Consider the following 713-nt stretch of genomic DNA (forward strand, 5'->3'; position numbering starts at 1 on the left):
TGAAACACCAACTCATTGCATTAGGCGCAAAAGCTTCTAACATCACTTGCGTGACTAACACGCAAGCGGCCTTACTCGCCGCAAAAACTCGCTTTTATTCCTTCTTAGTGATTGATTACCATCTTGCAGAAAAATACACCGGTTTGGATCTCGTTCACCTCCTGAGCAGAGCACAACTGATTTCAGACACAACCGCTGTGCTTATGATTTCTAGCGATGCCACAAAAGAGACCGTTCTCACAGCACTTTCTAGCTCTGGGCGGGTTCGTCACCTGCTAACAAAACCCCTTCAAACAAAAGCACTTTACACGAAAATGCTCCAAGCACTGCAAGAACAACAGCACATTGCCGCTGTAACAAAAAGACTGCTGGCTTCACAACCTCTCTTACTATCTGATGTCATCTTGCTTCACAAGACCCACGCGTCCAGTATTTGTGTTGAATCTCTGATTATCGATACTTTAGTTGAAAGACGTGACTACACACTACTTGAGGATTATTTACCTCTCTGCAGTCAGAAAGAGCATGCAAGTAAAGTATGTGCGACCGCGTTTTTATTGCATCATCAAGGCCACATATCTGAAGCAGTCAAAGTTCTGGCTGATTATGTAACTCGGAATCCGCTCTGCTTGGCTGCCATTGACAGTTTGATCGGTCTTTATGAAAGCTTGGGGCAACAACGACATGCGCTCTGTTTGGCAAAAAGAGCTTTT

At 44.6% G+C, this 713-nt stretch carries 1 pseudogene; it reads left to right on the forward strand.

The features are described 5' to 3' along the window. Positions 1-713, forward strand: a pseudogene (locus R7Z47_RS24870) (response regulator); the annotation flags it as partial.

Origin of the sequence: Vibrio sp. 1641, from assembly GCF_033339995.1 — a bacterium.
GTDB classification, from domain to species: Bacteria; Pseudomonadota; Gammaproteobacteria; order Enterobacterales; family Vibrionaceae; genus Vibrio; species Vibrio alginolyticus.